Source organism: Alteromonas sp. G5_S2_22_S1, assembly GCF_054968525.1.
In genome coordinates this window covers 86184-101662 of the sequence record NZ_JBQKUJ010000004.1, presented here as the reverse complement: position 1 = coordinate 101662, position 15479 = coordinate 86184, and the positions used below count along the sequence as shown (strand labels likewise).

Here is a 15479-nt window from a genome sequence, read left to right as displayed (position 1 = left end):
TTTGTTTATAAACTAGCTAGTTAGCTTGTTAATTAGCTTTGTCTGGCTTAGTAAGTATAACGTGCCTGTACGTACCACATACCACCGTTGAAACCAAACGGGCTAGCCTCTGAGTAAAGCTGGCCTAAGCTTCCTGCACTTGGGTTTTCTTCTGGGTATTCGTCAAACAAGTTGTTCACACCAATCACAAGGTCTAGGTTTTCGCTATAAGAGTACTTGGCTTCTACGTCTATCAAGATAGCTGCATCAATACCGTCTACACCATTACCTGTATCGTCCCAACCACCGTAATAGTTAGCACGTACTAGAGTGCGTAGTGCGCCTTGGGTGTGTGTCCATGAAATATTACCGCGAAGGTTTGGCAGTAAGTCTTCAATTGCAGCAACACGGCCTTCGCCAATTGGATTAAGCGTACCTACATCGTCCACTTCGGTTTCGTTGTAGTTCGCCGCTAGCGTAATACGTGAATTACCTTCCCATAAATCAAAGCTGTAGTTACCTACTATATCGATACCGCGTGTAGTGGTGTCGAAGCTGTTAGAGAAGAAGCGGAACTGCGACAAGTCATCCAAACCAATAAAGTCTGAACGGTCGATAATGCCCGACGCATCAAGTTCGGTAAGCGCTTCAGATACGGTTGCGTAGTCTGTACCGCCACCAGCAAAGTTAAGCGCATCCAGGAAGTTTACGTTTGCACCTAGCGCAACACGGTTTTCCATTTCGATGTTGTAGAAGTCGATGGTCCAGCTCATATCTGCCACATCAACTGACGCACCAAATGAGAAGTTAACCGCTTCCTCTGGCCCTAAGTCTGGGCGACCGTTCCCTTGGCTTTCAATGAAGTCAGCAGCTAGCTGACCTGCCGCTGATGACAATGGCAACGTACCTTGGTCAATCAACACGCCGTTCACGTTTTGCGTGGTAACGTTAGTAATACTCGCCTGCCCCGCAGTTGGTGCGTGGAAACCGGTTGAGTACGCACCGCGTAAACGGAAGTCGTCAGTTACGTGGAAAATACCTGCAAGTTTAAAGTCGGTAGTATCGCCAAACTCACTGAAATCTTCACGGCGTACCGCTGCTTGCAGGGTTAGTTGATCGGTAACGTCAGCTTCTAAATCGACATAAACTGCAGTACTGTCTTGTGATGAGCTGGTATCACGAGGGAAACCACCAAAACCGTTCGAGCTAGACGAGAAGCCTTGGCTTGCTAGCGGGCCTAGTGCGTAAGACGCTTCATCACCTGCATATAAGTCAAACTCTTCTTTACGGTATTCTGCACCAAACGCTACGTTTAAGTCAGACGCCAAGCCTACATCTACACCGTATACAAAGTTAAGGTTAACTAGAGTTTCGGTTTGCTCTTGCCCACCAGGCACAAAGTCGCGAGGCGTTGCTGGGCCTAACGACGCGTTGATGGTGTTTCGAATAAAGAAATCTGTACGGTTAGAACCACGCTGGGCACTGAAGTCATAGCCTAAACCGTTACCAATTTCTAAGTCACCGCGTACACCTACGGTAAACGCCATGTCTTCGTTATCGCCGCCGAAGCGCGGTACAAAACCTGTTGGGATAGTTTCAATGAACGAGAAACAGTTATCGTCGGCCTGTACTTGTGCTAGGAATGTAGGGTCTGGGAATACATTGCCTTCACCGCCAATTGGAATACCGTCGATACAGCTTCCACCTACGCCAACACCATCAAGGTCACCCACAAGCACTGAATGAACGCCGTCTGGGTCGGCTAAACCTGTTAGTGGGTCAACCAATGGGCCTGCGTATACACCGCCGCGCTGGCTACCTTCAGTTACCGGGTTACGGTAGAAGAAACCTCCAGTAACTGTACGCTTGCCATAGTTACCAAATAGGTAAAGCTCGGCTTTATCGTTTAGCTCGTACGCTGAGTTGATGAAAACTTTATAGTCGTCTTCTACGTCTGGCTGGCCCCAATACTGCGGTACTTCATTAGTATAGGTGTTGATAGTAGAAAAGTCTGACTGGCTTAAGTAACCCGCATCAACCATACCTTGTACATCGTCGCGCACTACTGAGCGTACAGTACCTTCAACATCGCGAATTTCACCTGTGATGTTTACAAAGCCGTCTGCACCTAGCGAGAAACCAGCATTTGCTGAAATAGTGTAGTTGTCGCCATCACCTTCATAGGTAGAGCCATAGTTTGCACGGAACTCAAAACCTTCATTATCATCGCGAAGCAAGAAGTTAAGTACACCTGCGATAGCGTCTGAACCGTACTGCGACGATGCACCGTCACGAAGCACTTCTACTTGTTTTAGCGCAAGTGATGGAATTGCCGAAATATCTACACCCTGCGCACCGTCAGAAATACCACCACCTAGGAAAGAAATAATAGAGCCGCGGTGACGACGTTTACCGTTTACCAATACCAATACGTTATCTGGCGACAGACCACGCATGTTAGCTGGGCGCACAATGGTAGCCGCGTCACTGATCGGTTGTGTGTTTACATCGAACGACGGTACGTTAGTACGCAGCATGTCTTGCACGTCACTTGATGAATTTTGACGGAACTCATCACCAGTAATTACGTCTACAGGTACCGGAGAGTCAGCCGCAGAGCGGTTGCTCATACGCGTACCGGTTACAATGATATTTTCAACATCTTCTGCTTTTTCTTCTGCATCTTGCGCAAACGTAGGCGCTGACATCGCCGCAAAAAACGGTAATGAACTAGCAATAACGGCTGAGGTTATTCGATTAAGTTTTTTCCCCTTAGGGAAGTTACCTTGATCCACTGTGTTTCTCCTTCAAGACGTGTTGTTTTTTATATGGTTTCAATATTTTTATTATTGGCGTAGGAAACTAATGCCTATTAGCGACGGCTAAAAGAATATGAGACACCCAATCTAATAAGCATCTTAAAATTAGAATAGATAAACTAAAAAATACACCTTGATGAGATAATTATCACTCATTAGGCAAAATTTATATTAGCCTTTAGGATAATGTTGTTTTGGCGATTGTTGGAAAGTGTAGATTGATACAGGCAGCATTGAAGGAAGCGATGCTCGATTAGCGGCACCTGGTTTGCCTCGTCAGTTTGGTGTGTTGGTGTTTAAACAAGTCTAACGATAAAAACGCGGCCTAACATAAGATAGGCCGCGTTTTAATTTAGCTTGTAGCAAGAAAGCTATTCGCCGCTTCGCGTTTGCTCTTTACGTTCTTCGATATGCTGATGTAGCGCATCTAGCTTTGAGAAGCTTTCGTACAATTCAGGGTGCGTAGCTACTAGCGCTGCCACATGCTCAAAAGCATCTTCGCGCTGATCCTTTGTGAGGAAAATGATGTGATCATCTGTCGGAAGACGGCTGATATCAAAGCCGGGGGCAGAAGACGACATTATTGCCGTTTGCGTTGCGATAGCACGAAAATCTTTCAAATAACGTGGCTCACATTGTTTTTTGGCTATCTTCGACCCTATCGGACGGTGATAGCTACACAGCACGTCATACTTAGCCGTCTCGTTGATGGTGTTATATAAATCTAAAAATTCAAACCGTTGTTTATCAAACGCATTTTTAAGCTGAGCAATAGTTTTCTGCCCTGCAACCTCTATTCGCTCCATGCTCTTTTTATCCGTTTCTGGCTTGTCTGCTTGGGCAAGCGAAAAGCCTGATGCAGAAAGTAGCAAAGCAGTGCCAAGCGCCTTAAAAACAGACGAGAGTGAAGCCATTGATGCGTGTTTCATAAAAGGTCCTTTTTCTTTGATATGACATCACATTAGCAAACGCCCAAATATTAAGCAAGGCGCTTGTAATTTAGCCGATAGCTATTACATGCAGCTTTAAGCCTACACTGTTATTCGCCATTCATTCCTGCTTTTTTACACACTTTTTTACGTTCGTGTATGGCATCAAGCTTTAAAAAGCTGTCAAGCAATTTGGGGGTAGTGGCCACCCGCGCCGCTAGATGCGTCAGTAAAAATTCACGTTGCAGACAATGGTTGCGGAATCTCGCCAGATAACTTAACTAAGCTGTTTCAACCTTTTTTCACCACAAAAGAAGTGGGCACGGGCACGGGGCTTGGTTTAGCCATTAGCCACGGCATAGTTGAGAAACACAATGGCAGTATTTCAGTAGAGAGTAAGGAAGGAGAAGGCACCACGTTCACCGTAGAGCTTCCCCTTGCTGATAGCCAAGCGATAGTTGGCTAATTAAAAGCTATACGAAGCACTTAGCTGCGCGTTAATACCTGCACCGTAGTAACCTACGGTGTGTAAGCTGTTGATGTACTTCTTATCAAAGATATTGTTGATGTTCATGCGAACGGTTAGGTCTTCAGTAAATGCACGGGATGCGTACACATTGCCTAAGAAATACGCACCTTGTTCAACGTTATAATCAACATTACTTATCTCAGACTGCCAACGACCACCAAAGCCTACTTCTACCTCTGGTGCTTGCGGTACTGTGTACGCTAGCTGGAAGGTTACTACGTCGCGCGGCGCCCATAGGTTAGCATCGTTACCTTGCTCGTCTTCTACGTCGATAGCGGTATAAGACGCATTAACACGCAGTGCATCGGTTACCTGCCCCGCCACTTCAATTTCAAAACCATCAGACTCTACCGACACACCTTCATAGTAATATTGTAGCGTTTCTGGGTTGGTTCCAGCGTAGGCGGCTAGGTTGTCTTGCTCTGCAGTAAAGTAAGCGAATGTAGTTAATAAACGGTCGTCGAACCACTGGGCTTTAACACCCGTCTCAAAGTTTTGACCTTTTGTTGGGTCTAGGTATTGGCCGTTAATGTCGTATTGCTCTTGCGGCTGGTACACATCTGAATAACTTACATACGCGTTCACATCTTCAGTTACCGCGTAGGTAGCACCAACGTAGGGGCTGGCTTCGCTTTCTGAGTTATCGATAACCGCACCAGCGTTTTGCCCTGTGCGCTCAAAATCAATAGCGTTGAAACCAGCAATAACATGCATTTCATCGGTAACGCTGAAACGTGCAGAACCGAAATAACGGGTTAGCGTTTGTTCTATGTTTGAGTACTCGGCAGCCGCAAGCCAATCAGGCTCTGCAATGGCATCTAACGCATAAGGGAACGCAGGCGTTGGGCCATAGGCAGGCGTAGTAGCATAATCAAATGCATGAACAAAAGACACATCGTCGCTAGTAGCGTGACTTACACCAAAGTTCACTTCGTGGTTGCGACCAAATAATTCAAAATCGCCAAATACACGGCCTTCTACTAGGTGAGAATCGCGCTCTGAATCGTAGCGACCTGGCCAGCCAACAAGGCCTAGGCCGGTGTCTTTATCAATAGCGCCATAGGCGTAAAACAGCTTGCTCTGATCTTCAAAATCGCGGTAGTTATAGCTAAGCAGTAGCTGCCAGTCGTTGTCGAACACATAGTCTAGTTCAACAAACGCATTGGTCGTTTCGGTATCCCATTTCGTCCACTCTTGTGTGGTAGTGTCGTTAATGTCCCACTCGGCTTGCGTGCCGTCGGTGTAGTTAAACACTAGCCCGCCCCAGGTGTTGCCGTCGGTATTGGCATCTTGATACGACAGCCCAAACGTTACCGTGGCGTTATCGGTTAGCTGCCCGTCAATAACACCATAAACAAAGCTGCGGTCGTTCTCTAGGCCATCAAGGTGCGACTCTTTATCTTCAACACTACCCACTACGCGGGCTGCCCAGCTGCCGTCTTCAGTAAGCAGCATAGAATAGTCGCCCTGCACGCGCTTAAAGTTATAAGAGCCAATACTTGCACCAATTTCACCGCCTTCTTCATTGGTGGGGCGCTTGCGCACATAGTTAATGGTACCCGACGCATTACCTACCCCGGTTAGCAGGCCGTTGGCACCACGAATCACTTCAATTTCTTCGTAGCCATACGCTTCTACCGAACCGGTAACAATACCCCAGTCGTTCGGCAGGCCCACACCGTCTATCTGGGTATTCTTAATTTCAAAACCACGGGCCGTGTAGTTGGTACGGTTGGTTTCCCACTCTTCTACGTTAATACCCGGCGCTAGCTTTAGCGCATCGTTAATATTAAACGCACCAAACGACTGCATTAAGTCTTCAGAAAGAATACTTATAGACTGCGGCGTTTCGCTGACTTCCATGGTTAAGCCCGTAGCACCGCGGCTTACGCGGTTTTGACGAACGCCAACAATACGAATTTTTTCTACGTCGGCTTCTTTAACGTCGTCAGTATTTGTTTGGGGTGTTTGCGCTTGTACTGACAGCGCAAGGGCAAGTGGCGTTAGTGCAAATAGGCTAGATAGTTTCATGGTTTTCTCTGTTTTTAACTTTTTCGTTAAGCGTGTTGGGTTATTTTTCGCACGCAGTATAAATTAAAGAAAACCAAATTTAAATGATAATTATTGCTATTTACATTACCGTGTTCAACTTGCTAACGCTACGCCATGCTGCCAATGGTGCTTTTAAAACGCTTTAAAGCGATAAAGTAAAATATGCACCCAATAGCAAATAGCGCAATAAGTTGAGGGTACACCACACTTAGCTCGGCACCGCGATACAGTACCCCTTGCGATACCATCACAAAGTGCGTGTTTGGCATAAGTAGCATGGTGTTTTGGATAAACCCAGGCATGCTTTCTCTTGGTGTTACCCCACCAGATAGCAACTGTAGGGGCAGTAAAACTAATATAAGTAACAATCCGAACTGTGGCATAGATCGCGCAATGGTAGCCATGAAAATACCCATACTCGAGACGGCGAATAATTGTAGGGCAACAGCCACCATGAAAAGCCATATTTCGCCGTTAATGGGGACGGCGAGTACCCACTGAATAATAAAATAAGCAGAAAACAAAGTAGTAACCCAAACCACTACTCCCGAGGCTAATATTTTAGACAGCATAATTTCACTGTCTGAAACTGGCATAGCCAGCAGGTGCTCTATAGTGCCACGCTCTTTTTCTCTAATAAGCGCAGCCCCAGACAGAATTATGGCGATCATTGTTACCGCATTAATGAGCTCCATCACAGAGCCAAACCAAAAACCTTCTAGCGCTGGATTAAATCGGGCTCGCATGATCAACTCGACAGGGTAATCGATGTCGGATTTATAACCCTGTAAATAAGTATTCACTTCACTGGTGATTATTTCTGTGATGTAACCATTACCAGTAAACGCCTGGCTAATACGTGTTGCATCAACGTTGACCTGAACATCGGGCTGTAGCCCAGCCATAATATCTTTTTCAAATTCTGGGGGAATGGTCACAACAAAGGTATACTTGCCCGTGTCTAAATACGTGTCGGCCTCATTACTTTCAATAATATCTGGCGCTAAAAAATAAGGAGGATAAAAGGCATCTATTACCCGCTTAGACATCTGCGAATTGTCGTGATCGACAAAGGCAATGGGCGCGTTGTGCAAAGATTCAGGTACCGCAGTGGCCGCCGTGTAGATGTTTACCGTAAACACATACACAATAAGAATAAGCATGGCTGGGTCGCGCCATAAGCTCCAAAGTTCTTTTACACCTAGCTGGCCTACATTTTTAATATCCACGGTTCATCGCTCCTGTTTGCGTAACAAAACAGTGGCAAGCCACAGTGTAATTGGTATAGAAATAGCTATGGCAAACACGGCAAAGTCAAGGGTTCCAAAACCTAACCCTTTGCTAAATATTCCCCTGCTAGCAGTTAAAAAATAACTAATAGGGTGAAGCTCTCCTATTACGCGCCCTGCCCCTTCTAAGGCAGAAACCGGCGTTATCATGCCCGCAAACTGAACGGCAGGTACCATAGTGCCAATAGTGGTAAGCAAAATAGCGGCAATTTGACTGTTAGTAAAAACCGAAGCCAACAAACCAAAGCTAGTGGAAAAAGTAACAAATAACAGCGTTATAAGGCATAGCACTATCACATCCCCTTTCAGTGGAATGTCGAAAAGCCACACCGCCATAGCAACCAACAGCAAGAAGCTAACAAATGAGGTAGCGATATAAGGAAGTTGCTTACCCAACAAAAACTCTATGCGTGTAACTGGTGTAACATATAAGTTGATTATCGAACCCAGCTCTTTTTCGCGCACCACCGCCAACGACGTTAAAAGCGCAGGTATCATCAACAACAGCATGGGCATTACCGCAGGTACAATGGCCACTAAGCTGCGAACATCTGGGTTATACAAATAGCGTGATTCCACATTAATACTGCTAGTCGACTGCACTTGGCTAGCTTGTGAGGCTTGCTGCAAAAGCCATTTCAGGTGAATACCTGTTACATAACCCTGTATAGTTTCGGCCCTTGAGGGCATAGACCCATCAATCCATGCCCCTATTTCCACTTGTTCGCCTTTATGCAGTTTTTGGCTAAATTCGGGGGGAATTTCCACAGCCAATGAAAGCTCTCCGCTTTTCATTCGCCGGTCCATATCGGCATAGCTGGTAATGACTGGCTGTTCATTGAAATAGCGCGAGCCTGATAAAGCACTGCGATAGTTAAGACTAGTGGAAGTTTGATCGCGATCGAATACCGCATAGCTTAAGTCATCAACGTCCATAGTAATGCCATAGCCAATAACTACCATTAACACCATGCTGCCTAAGAACGACATGGTTAAGCGAATGGGGTCGCGGATAAGCTCAAGGGTTTCACGCGAGGCATAGCTTAACAATCGCCGTAAGCCTTTTGCACGTTTATTCGGTGGCGTGGCTTTATCTGCGCTAACACCTTCTGGTGCACTTTGCTCAGTGTTTTGTGTTTGGTTCTCAGGTGTTTGCGCTTCAACTAAATAATCGATAAACGCTTGCTCTAACGTATCGGCAGATTTAGACGCTTTTATGGCTTGCGGTGTATCGGTTACCAGCACTTCGCCTGCATGCATTAGGGAAATTCTATCGCAGCGTACTGCCTCGTTCATAAAGTGTGTAGAAATAAAAATGGTTACGCCGTCTTTTCGCGCCAGAGAAATAAGCAACTGCCAAAAGTTATCTCGGGCAACTGGATCGACGCCAGAAGTGGGTTCATCTAATATTAATACTTCAGGTTTATGAACCATGGCCACGGCCAATGACAAACGCTGGCGAATACCTAGCGGAAGGTCGTTTGGTAGGCTGTGTTGATGATGGCTTAAGGCAAAGCGATTAAGCATTTCATCTACCCGCGAATCTAGTATCTTGCTAGCTACTTTGAATAGCTTGGCATGAAGCGTAAGGTTTTGCCGAACGGTTAATTCGGTATACAAAGAAAAGCTTTGCGACATATAACCTACGCGGTAGCGGGTGTTAATATCGTTAGCAGCAAGCGGGCTGCCCAGCAACCATGCCTCGCCAGAGGTTTGCGGCAACAGGCCAGTAAGCATTTTCATGGTGGTAGACTTACCACAGCCATTCGACCCTAGAAAGCCAAAAATTTCGCCTTTCCCAATAGTAAAGCTAACGTTATTTACTGCCGTAAAATCGCCAAACTTCATAGTAAGATTTTTAGCTTCAATAGCGGTTTGGGTATGCTCACTAGCTTTATAAGGCTGCACAACTACGTTGCGATGCTGCTGCTTTGCGTCTGCGGGCAAAAGCGCAATAAATGCAGCTTCTAAATTAGTGGTTTGCGTTTCTTCAAGCAATGACGCTGGCGAGCCGCTTGCCAGTATTTCACCTGCATTTAACGCTATTAGATGATCAAACTGTTGGGCTTCATCCATATAGGCCGTAGCTACCAGTACCGTAATATTCGGCTGGGCTTTGCGGATATCTTTAATAAGCGACCAAAATTGACTGCGGGCAAGGGGGTCTACCCCTGTAGTGGGTTCGTCTAGAATAAGCAGGCGGGGATCGTGTATTAAGGCACAGCATAACCCCAGTTTTTGCTTCATACCACCCGACAACTTGCCGGCTGGGCGCGATAAAAATGGATAAAGTCCGGTTCGTTTGGTAAGGATATCTATTCGTGCACGACGCTGAGCACGATTGTGCCCAAAAAGTTTGGCAAAAAACTGTAAGTTTTCTTCTACAGACAGCGTGGGATATAAGTTTTTGCCTAAGCCTTGTGGCATGTATGCAATATCAGAACATATCGCGGTGCGGTGTTTTTCATCACGCATATCGCCACCAAGAACCTGCAACTGCCCCTTTTGCATAACTCGCTCACCAGCAATAAGCGACAGCAACGTAGATTTGCCCACGCCATCAGGGCCAATTACGCCTACCGTTAGGCCCGCGGGAATAGAAAGCGCAAGATTGTGAATAGCTGTGGTGCTTTTGTAGCGAACCGTTAGCGAATTGCATTCAATAATGTTGCCCATTAGTCGACAAGCTCAGGTAGGTCGCTAGGCCATTCAGCGGTATCGTTTAGCTTTACCCATACTTCACCCGGCAACCCTGTTTTCACTTTTTCAATGTGCTGCTTTAATAAGTTTTCAGGAATTTGCGCTTTAACCCTAAACATAAGTTTTTCTCGCTCACTTTGGGTTTCAACCGACTTAGGAGTAAATTGCGCTACGTCGGCAACGTAAGAAATGGTGGCCGGAATAGCGATGTCGGGCGCGGCATCTAGCACAATAAGTGCTTCACCGCCCATAGTAAGCTTGCCCACCTGCGAAGCAGGCAAAAAGAATGTCATGTATACGTTTGTTAGGTCGACCAAACTAAGTACACGCCCACCTGCACTAACAACTTCGCCAGGCTCCACTACGCGGTATTGAATACGCCCATTACGTGCTGCTTTTAACACCATATCGTTAATTTCAGATTGGATTTGCGCAATAGTGGCATTGGCAGCGCTGACCGCTGCTTGTGCCGAGTAGTATTGCGCGCGCGAAGCTTCAATGGTGGCGTCAGCCGCTGTCAAACGAGCCTTAGCTGCATTTACCGCCGCCTTTGCGCTTTCAACATTGGTAAGGTTATCTTCTGCCAATTGTTTAGACACGGCGCCTGTTTTTGCCAATTCATTAGTACGGGCAGCATGAGCTTCAGCTGCTTTTAGCTCGGCTTTAGTTTGCAGCAGCGCGGCTTCAAGCGCTGACTTTTCACTTTGGCGCTGTGCAACAGCCATATTTGCAGCTTCTACCGCACTTTTGGCTTGCTGGTGCTGTGCCTTGGCCTGCTGAAGCTGGCTATTAATGGTGGTGGTATCGAGTTTGGCGACCACATCGCCCGCCGTTACTCTGTCTCCTTCGCTGACATAAATTTCTTCTACACGCCCTGCTACTTTTGCAGAAATGCCAATTTCAGTAGCTTCAATGCGGCCATTCCCTGACACCACATCGACATTTTCAGGGCCACTGAAAACAGTACTAAAAACCACAATTAAAAACACAACGAACATAATGGATAGAATAAACGGCGTTTTTTTCACAGTGACGCTCCCTGTGGTTTATCAATAAAGGTGAAAAGTGGCGAAAGCGCCAAGGTTAATAGCTAATGTATACTGGGTGGTGTACTTTAATCTTTGCGCTGGATCAAAATTTTGGTAGGTTGAGCGACTAGCCGAGTTTTTGGGCATGCGGTAAATTAGATTAAACAATGAAGGGACTCTGTTCATAGTGACAAAAACAATTGAACACTACAGCGAAAAAGCACAGCACTACTTCGATTTGTACAATTCGGTAGACGCCGAAAATGTACATGGCGATTGGAAAGCATTTTTACAAAAAGCCAATACAGGCAATGCGTTAGACGTAGGCGCTGGCAGTGGCCGCGACGCCAACTGGTTAGCCAAACAAGGATGGAAAGTAATAGCTGCAGAGCCTGCCGATGAGCTAAGAAACTTAGCACAAGCCAATTCACATAACAGTGTTACATGGTGTAACGCCAGCTTACCCGCGCTTACCGCCCTACCCCAAAAACCAAACACATACGACCTAATACTGCTTTCAGCGGTATGGATGCACTTGCCTAAATATGAAAGGCCACCCACGTTAAAAAGGTTAGCAGAATTGCTTTCAGAAAATGGAACACTATACATAAGCCTTCGGTTCGGTCCAAATGATGAAGCACGGCCCATGCACCCTGTAAGCTATGAAGAGTTAGCGACTTTGGCGAAAAGCATCGGCCTAACTGCACGCAACTTAAACCCTGTTCCGAGTCAGGATGGTTTAAAGCGAGATGATGTGAAGTGGGTTACGGTTGAAGTGGTGAAGAGATAATGACTGCTACAAATTATTTGGTTACCGGTAGAAACCAGCAATACCTTCTACATGAAATTCGCGATGCCCTAAAAAACGCGACGAGTATAGAAATAGCAGTTTCGTTTATTCGTATGTCAGGGCTAAGCCTTATCATTCAAGACATTGAAGATGCGATGAATTCAGAAGAACGCGATGTGAAGTTGTCATTGCTGACTTCAGACTATATGAACATAACTGAACCACAAGCCTTAAAGCGTTTGATGTTGCTTAAGGAGCGAGGCGCTGACATCCAAATCTTTGAAAGCAAGCAGGCCACCAGCTTTCATTTAAAGTCATACATTTTTGTCAAAAATAGTGGCGAAGCGCTAATTTCAGCCAGAGCGTTCGTTGGCTCTAGTAACATCAGTAAAACTGCCCTTACCGACGGTATAGAATGGAACTATCGAATTGATTACCCAAATGATAACGACAAAGAAGGCATAGCCCGAATTGAAGAAATTCGAGAGCAGTACCACTATCTCTTCACATTACCCCAAGTTAAGCCATTAACTTACGACTTAATAGCTGACTATGAAATTAGATACAACACAGCGAGAGTCGTTACGCCAATTCAGTCTTCCGCATCATTACCAGATGAAGACGAGCATGAAATTCCGGAGCCAAGAGAGCACCAAGTAACTGCATTAGCGGCACTCAAACTGGCTCGAGAAGAAGGAATTCAGAAAGGTTTAGTTGTACTAGCCACCGGTATGGGTAAAACCTACCTAGCAGCCTTTGACGCTGCGCAGGCTGAATCTAAAAAAGTACTTTTTGTAGCACATCGAGAAGAGATCTTACTTCAAGCTGAGGCTAGCTTTCTTAAAATACACCCGAACAAAAAGGTAGGCAGATACAGCGGAAAACAGAAGGATGAAGAGTATGACTTTTTGTTTGCCTCTATCCAAACCATCGGACAGCTCACTCATCTAGCTAAGTTTCCTGTTACTGCTTTCGATTATATTGTTGTAGACGAGTTTCATCACGCTGCAGCGGGTGGTTATCAACGTTTACTGGAACATTTTAGCCCTTCATTTTTATTAGGATTAACCGCAACACCTCACAGAACTGACGGGAGCGATATCCTTAAGCTATGCGACAACAATCTTATTTATCAACAAGACTTGTTTGACGGCGTAAAAGCAGAGGCGTTGTGCCCTTTTACTTACTTCGGAATATTCGACAAGGAAGTAGATTACGAACACCTACCCTGGCGCAATGGTAAGTTCGACCCAGAAAAACTATCCAACAAATTAGCGACTAAAGGTCGTGCAAAACATGTGCTTTCTGAGTGGAAAGTAAAGTCGCAGGACGTATCACTGGCGTTTTGCGTGTCACGGAAACACGCTGACTACATGGCAGATTACTTCAATCAACAAGGAATCGAAGCTGCCAGCGTTCACTCAGACTCGTCACTTACGCGTAGTGAGGCATTAGAGAAGCTCAACAACGGCGATATCAAAATTTTATTTTCGGTAGACCTATTCAACGAAGGCGTTGATTTACCGAAGATCGATACCGTATTAATGCTTAGACCTACTGAATCAAAAATCCTTTTTTTACAACAGATGGGCCGCGGTCTTCGTAAAAGCGAAGGAAAGGACAGGCTAATTATTTTAGATTTTGTGGGTAATCATCATAGCTTTTTAAACCGCCCCGAAATGTTGTTTGCTAGCATTATAGATGGACCGCAAAACCGCAGAAAAATAGTCGACCTTGCCAAAAATGCAAACAAACTTCTTCCAGACGGGTGTTATGTTAACTTCGACTTAGAGTTTATCGATTTCCTTACAAGCATTTCTCAAGACGAGCTCGATATTCAATATGACAGGTTGAAAGAAACGCTAGGCAGAAGGCCTACGTACACTGAGTTTTATAAATCGGGCGCTAGCTTGGAAAAACTAAGACGAAATAGAGGATCGTGGTGGGAGTTTGTTGACAGCAAGGGCGACCTTGACGCTGACGAACTGGAAGTGCTTGAAGAGCACCTACAGTGGTTTAAAGACCTAGCTGTTACTCGTACTTCGAAGTGCTACAAGCTGGTGTTACTTGCCTCGCTGATTGAACATAAAGCATTTCAATCTCAGGTAAGCGTTGATGATTTAGCAGAGTGGGCCCGACAGTGGTTTTTAGATAATCCAGAGTGGATTTCTGATTTGCCAGAAAGCAAACAGCGACTAGAGTCGCTAAGTAAATCGGAATGGCGAGCCCATTGGCGTAGTAATCCGATTAAGTTTTGGTGTACTGAAGAGCCTGAATCAAAGGTTGCTTGGTTTGACATTAGTAATCAGCAATTTCATTTCAAACAAAGTATTTCAGCAGTTCAACATGATTTATTTTTAGCAATGACCGTTGAGATTAATAAACAGCGCCTTGCTAGTTACAAACATAAAAGGCTGTCTATAACTACTCCCTCTACAAATAATGTTGTCCAGTTTCCTGAAAAAGTGCAGCTTCCCTTTTTCCCTGACATTAAAATAGCTTGCGGACATTTCAAAACGGGTAATGCGGAGGCGTCTGAACTTGTAAATGCACCATACGGCTATGGGAATATAGATAATTCGCGCCACTTCATTGCTCGCGCATCTGGTAACTCGATGAACGGTGGTAAGAACCCTATTTATGATGGTGACTACTTGCTCTTAGAGCAAATCACACCGAATAATGCTGGCAGTATTAGCAACACAACTGTTGCTATCGAGAGGCAGGATGAAACGGGCGATAATCAGTACTTGCTAAGAAAGGTACTTAAAAACCCGGATGGTTCTTATACCTTAAGGGCTGCCAACCCAGACTATGGCGATATCATAGCAAGTGAAGAAATGGTGACGTTTGCACGCTTAAAGGGAAAAGTAGACCCGTTAGAGCTTTTTGTTGGGCAAGAGCTAATGCGTGAAGAAATCCCACCGCTTTTCAACGAAGAGTTTAATCCTGGAAACTGGCAATCCGGTCACGTAGTCCTTAAAGAGAAAAATGTTCAGATTTTGTTAGTTACTCTAAATAAACAAGGAAAAGGCAGCGAACATCAATACCATGATTACTTTATTGACGATAAACATTTTCATTGGCAGTCGCAAAATAGCACTTCACCAAGTAACAGGCGTGGAAGAGAAATAATTGAGCACCAGAAATTGGGCAGTCGCGTTTACCTTTTCGTTCGAGAGAGTAGATTGAGAGGGAAAACGGCCTCACCTTTTATGTTCTATGGCGAAGTGCAATACGTTAAACATGAGAGTGAAACCCCGATGAATGTGACTTGGAAATTATTAAATGACTAAGGTTAATACCTACTGCTGAATTTAAATACCCTATGAAAGGTTAGCTGGTATTAACCTACAGTAGTACA

At 45.3% G+C, this 15479-nt stretch carries 9 protein-coding genes; 3 read left to right on the top strand and 6 right to left on the bottom strand.

Features of this window, described 5'->3' with window-relative positions:
* Positions 1-47 precede the first annotated feature (47 nt).
* Both ACTRWF_RS06445 and ACTRWF_RS06440 read right to left on the bottom strand, forming a co-directional pair.
* On the bottom strand, positions 48-2774 hold the full coding sequence (locus ACTRWF_RS06445) for a TonB-dependent receptor domain-containing protein (protein ID WP_462835262.1): 2727 nt from the start codon (positions 2772-2774) through the stop codon (positions 48-50).
* Between the two features lie 395 nt (positions 2775-3169).
* Positions 3170-3727 (bottom strand): hypothetical protein, encoded by a 558-nt coding sequence (locus ACTRWF_RS06440; RefSeq protein WP_020745150.1) that lies wholly within the window; start codon positions 3725-3727, stop codon positions 3170-3172.
* Positions 3728-3962: 235 nt separating this feature from the next.
* On the opposite strand from ACTRWF_RS06440, the gene ACTRWF_RS06435 reads away from it, so the two are divergent.
* Complete coding sequence (locus ACTRWF_RS06435; protein ID WP_151281248.1) at positions 3963-4193, top strand: sensor histidine kinase; 231 nt, start codon at positions 3963-3965, stop codon at positions 4191-4193.
* Here ACTRWF_RS06435 and ACTRWF_RS06430 read toward each other — a convergent pair whose 3' ends face one another.
* From ACTRWF_RS06430 to ACTRWF_RS06415, 4 genes are all read right to left on the bottom strand, one after another.
* Positions 4194-6287, bottom strand: a complete 2094-nt coding sequence (locus ACTRWF_RS06430; protein WP_462835261.1) for a TonB-dependent siderophore receptor — start codon at positions 6285-6287, stop codon at positions 4194-4196. It abuts the gene before it with no gap.
* A 128-nt stretch (positions 6288-6415) separates the two neighbouring features.
* Positions 6416-7537, bottom strand: coding sequence for an ABC transporter permease (locus tag ACTRWF_RS06425; protein ID WP_024015456.1), 1122 nt, complete (start codon positions 7535-7537; stop codon positions 6416-6418).
* Positions 7538-7540: 3 nt separating this feature from the next.
* Positions 7541-10273 carry a ribosome-associated ATPase/putative transporter RbbA gene (rbbA, locus tag ACTRWF_RS06420; RefSeq protein WP_462835260.1) on the bottom strand — a complete coding sequence of 911 codons (2733 nt, stop codon included), beginning with the start codon at positions 10271-10273 and terminating at the stop codon, positions 7541-7543.
* Complete coding sequence (locus tag ACTRWF_RS06415; RefSeq protein WP_462835259.1) at positions 10273-11325, bottom strand: HlyD family efflux transporter periplasmic adaptor subunit; 1053 nt, start codon at positions 11323-11325, stop codon at positions 10273-10275. Before ACTRWF_RS06415 ends, rbbA begins: the two co-directional genes overlap by 1 nt.
* 187 nt (positions 11326-11512) lie before the next feature.
* Here ACTRWF_RS06415 and ACTRWF_RS06410 point away from each other — a divergent pair, with 187 nt between their 5' ends.
* On the top strand, positions 11513-12115 hold the full coding sequence (locus ACTRWF_RS06410) for a methyltransferase domain-containing protein (RefSeq protein ID WP_462835258.1): 603 nt from the start codon (positions 11513-11515) through the stop codon (positions 12113-12115).
* The gene (locus ACTRWF_RS06405) at positions 12115-15411 is read left to right on the top strand and encodes a DUF3427 domain-containing protein (RefSeq protein WP_462835257.1); all 3297 of its coding nucleotides are present in this window, start codon (positions 12115-12117) and stop codon (positions 15409-15411) included. Before ACTRWF_RS06410 ends, ACTRWF_RS06405 begins: the two co-directional genes overlap by 1 nt.
* Positions 15412-15479 lie beyond the last annotated feature (68 nt).

Bases quoted from the DNA above. Each gene is read 5' to 3' on its own strand.
- rbbA (WP_462835260.1), bottom strand. From the start codon at position 10,273: ATGGGCAACATTATTGAATGCAATTCGCTAACGGTTCGCTACAAAAGC.
- ACTRWF_RS06405 (WP_462835257.1), top strand. From the start codon at position 12,115: ATGACTGCTACAAATTATTTGGTTACCGGTAGAAACCAGCAATACCTT.
- ACTRWF_RS06440 (WP_020745150.1), bottom strand. From the start codon at position 3,727: ATGAAACACGCATCAATGGCTTCACTCTCGTCTGTTTTTAAGGCGCTT.
- ACTRWF_RS06430 (WP_462835261.1), bottom strand. From the start codon at position 6,287: ATGAAACTATCTAGCCTATTTGCACTAACGCCACTTGCCCTTGCGCTG.